Here is a 2,712-nt window from a genome sequence, read left to right as displayed (position 1 = left end):
GCTCATGTCAGCGCCCAGACGCAAACCGCCCCGCCGGTCAGGGGGGCGGCTAGGAGACTACTGTTAGTCGAACGGGCTCCATTGCTGCGCGGCAATCAGGATGAGAACGGCCCGGCGATCAGGATGAGAATCGCCGCCGTGGTCCCGTAGGTCGGGCGTAGCCCGGCCGGGGGGACCACGGCGGTGAGGCGCGATCCTGACAAGGGTCTCGCCGTCTGGCGGTTACGGCCGGTCGGCACCGGAATGGCTTCCTTCTCCGGAGGGATCCGCCTGGTGCCCGGCCGCCACGTCACCGACCGCCAGATGAGGCTGTACATGAAGTTCCGCCGGACAGAGCCGGTGCCGATCGCCGCCGCCAAGGCCGGGTTCAGCACCGCGACCGCCTACCGCATCGAGCAAGATCCGCGTCCGCCATCGCTAAAGGCCCCGCCACGAGAACGCCGCCGACCTGACCCGTTGGCGGCGGTCTGGGACAGCGAGATCGTCCCCCTGCTGAGGTCCGCCCCCGGCCTGCGCCCGATCGCCATCTTCGAGGAGGTGCTGCGGCGCCATCCTGAGCTCGGCGCCGGGGTCCGCCGCACTCTGGAGCGGCGGATCCGGAGCTGGCGAGCGCTGCACGGCCCCGAGCAGGAGGTCATCTTTCGCCAGGTCCACGAACCCGGGCGGCTCGGCCTGTCCGACTTCACCGACATGGGTGAGCTCGCCGTCAGCACTGCCGGCGAGCCCCTTGAGCACCGGCTCTACCATTTCCGGCTGGCCTATTCGGGCTTTGAGCATGCCCATGTGGTGCTGGGCGGGGAGAGCTACGTCGCCCTGGCCGAGGGGCTGCAGGATGCCCTCTGGGCGCTCGGCGGCGTGCCGCACGAGCATCGCAGTGACAGCCTCTCGGCCGCGTTCCGCAACCTCGACCGTGATGCCAGGGAGGACCTGACCCGCCGCTACGAGGCGCTCTGTGCCCACTACGGCATGGAGCCGAGCCGCAACAACCCCGGCCTGGCGCATGAGAACGGCAGCATTGAGGGCGCGCACGGCCATCTCAAGGCGGCCATCGCGGATGCCCTGCTGCTGCGCGGCTCGCGTGACTTCGCCGACCTCACCGCCTACCGACGCTTCGTCGACGAGGTGGTCGGCCGCCGCAACGCCCGGCTGGCGCCGCGCATCGAGCTCGAGCGCGCCGCGCTCCAGGACCTGCCACCGCGCCGAACCGCCGACCACGAGGAGGCAATCGTCGCTGTGACCTCCTCCAGCGGCTTCGTGCTACGCAAGGTGTTCTACAGCGTGCCCTCGCGTCTGATCGGCCACCGGCTGCGGGTCCGGCTCCATGACGACCGGCTCGAGGTCTATCTCGGCAGCTCCCATCAGCTCACGCTGCCTCGGGGGCGGCGGCAGCCCGACGGGCGGCACGGTCACGTGGTCGACTACCGCCACGTCATCCACTCGCTGCGGCGCAAGCCGATGGCGCTCCTCGGCCTGGTCTACCGCGACAGCCTGTTTCCGCGGCCGTCCTATGCGCGGGCATTCGAGGCCATGCTGGCCCGCCAGTCCGCTCGGCAGGCCTGTCGCACGATGGTGGAGATCCTCGCCCTTGCCCATGAGCGGGCCTGCGAGGCCGAGCTGGCCGACGTGCTTAATGCCCTGCTCGAGGCAGGCAACCTGCCCGACATGGCGGAGCTGCGGGCCCGGTTCAGGCCCGATGCCGCGGCCTTACCCGGGGTCGTCGTCGCCCATCCCGCGCTCGGCGCCTATGAGGAGATTGGTACCGTGCGCCAGGGAGACGCCGCATGAGCGCCGCCGACCCGATCGACGCCGGCCGCCTGTCGCTGGCCCTCAACGATCTCCGCCTGCCGGCCATCAAGCTGATCTGGCCCGACTTCGCCGCACGGGCCGACAAGGAGGGGTGGCCAGCCGCCCGCTTACTCGCGACCCTGGTCGAGCACGAACTGGCCGAGCGCGCCAACCGCCGTATTCAGCGCCATCTTGAGGAGGCCCGTCTGCCGCCAGGCAAGACGCTCGACAACTTCGACTTCGAGGCCGTCCCCATGCTCAGCAAGGCACAGGTCATGGCCCTCGCAGCAGGCGACAGCTGGCTGGAGAAGGGCGCCAACTTGCTGGCTTTCGGCCCGCCAGGCACCGGGAAGTCGCATCTCGCGGCTGCCCTCGGCCTTGCCCTGGTCGAAAATGGATGGCGGGTGCTGTTCACCCGCACCACCGACCTCGTCCAGAAGCTGCAGGCCGCCCGGCGCGACCTTCAACTCGAGGCCGCCATTGCCAAGCTCGATAAATACCACCTCCTGATCCTTGATGACATCGCCTACGTCACCAAGGATCAGGCAGAAACCAGTGTCATCTTCGAGCTCATCGCCGCCCGCTACGAGCGCCGATCGCTGTTCATCACCTCAAACCAGCCCTTCGGGGAATGGAACAGGATCTTCCCGGATCAGGTCATGGCGCTCGCAGCGGTGGACCGCCTCGTCCACCACGCCACGATTTTCGAGATGAATGTTGAAAGCTACCGCAGACGCGCCGCCGTCGAGCGCAAACGAGGACCAGGCCGCCCACCAACACGCGCGACAATCAACACCTCATCCTGATTGTCGCGCCGTCCCGGAAATCTCTTGCGCCCGTGTCGCTCCGCGGCAATCATCCAGCCGCCGCGACCACAGACTCTCATCCTGATTGTCGCGCTGCTCGCATCCAGATTGTCGCGCCATA

The 2,712-nt window shown here is 68.4% G+C and carries 2 protein-coding genes; both read left to right on the top strand.

The window, feature by feature from the left end; translation table 11 throughout:
- Positions 1-273: 273 nt before the first annotated feature.
- Complete coding sequence (gene istA, locus ACO1BU_RS36695; protein ID WP_424140794.1) at positions 274-1,785, top strand: IS21 family transposase; 1,512 nt, start codon at positions 274-276, stop codon at positions 1,783-1,785.
- Positions 1,782-2,591 (top strand): IS21-like element helper ATPase IstB, encoded by an 810-nt coding sequence (gene istB / locus ACO1BU_RS36690; RefSeq protein WP_424140793.1) that lies wholly within the window; start codon positions 1,782-1,784, stop codon positions 2,589-2,591. Before istA ends, istB begins: the two co-directional genes overlap by 4 nt.
- Positions 2,592-2,712 lie beyond the last annotated feature (121 nt).

It is taken from the genome of Roseomonas chloroacetimidivorans, assembly GCF_049629625.1.
Classification (GTDB): Bacteria; Pseudomonadota; Alphaproteobacteria; order Acetobacterales; family Acetobacteraceae; genus Roseomonas; species Roseomonas chloroacetimidivorans.
Note: the sequence above shows the minus strand (reverse complement) of the source record. Positions and strands in the feature narration are given on the sequence as shown.

Excerpts from the sequence above, each read along its gene's own strand:
- istB (WP_424140793.1), top strand. The coding sequence starts at position 1,782 with ATGAGCGCCGCCGACCCGATCGACGCCGGCCGCCTGTCGCTGGCCCTC.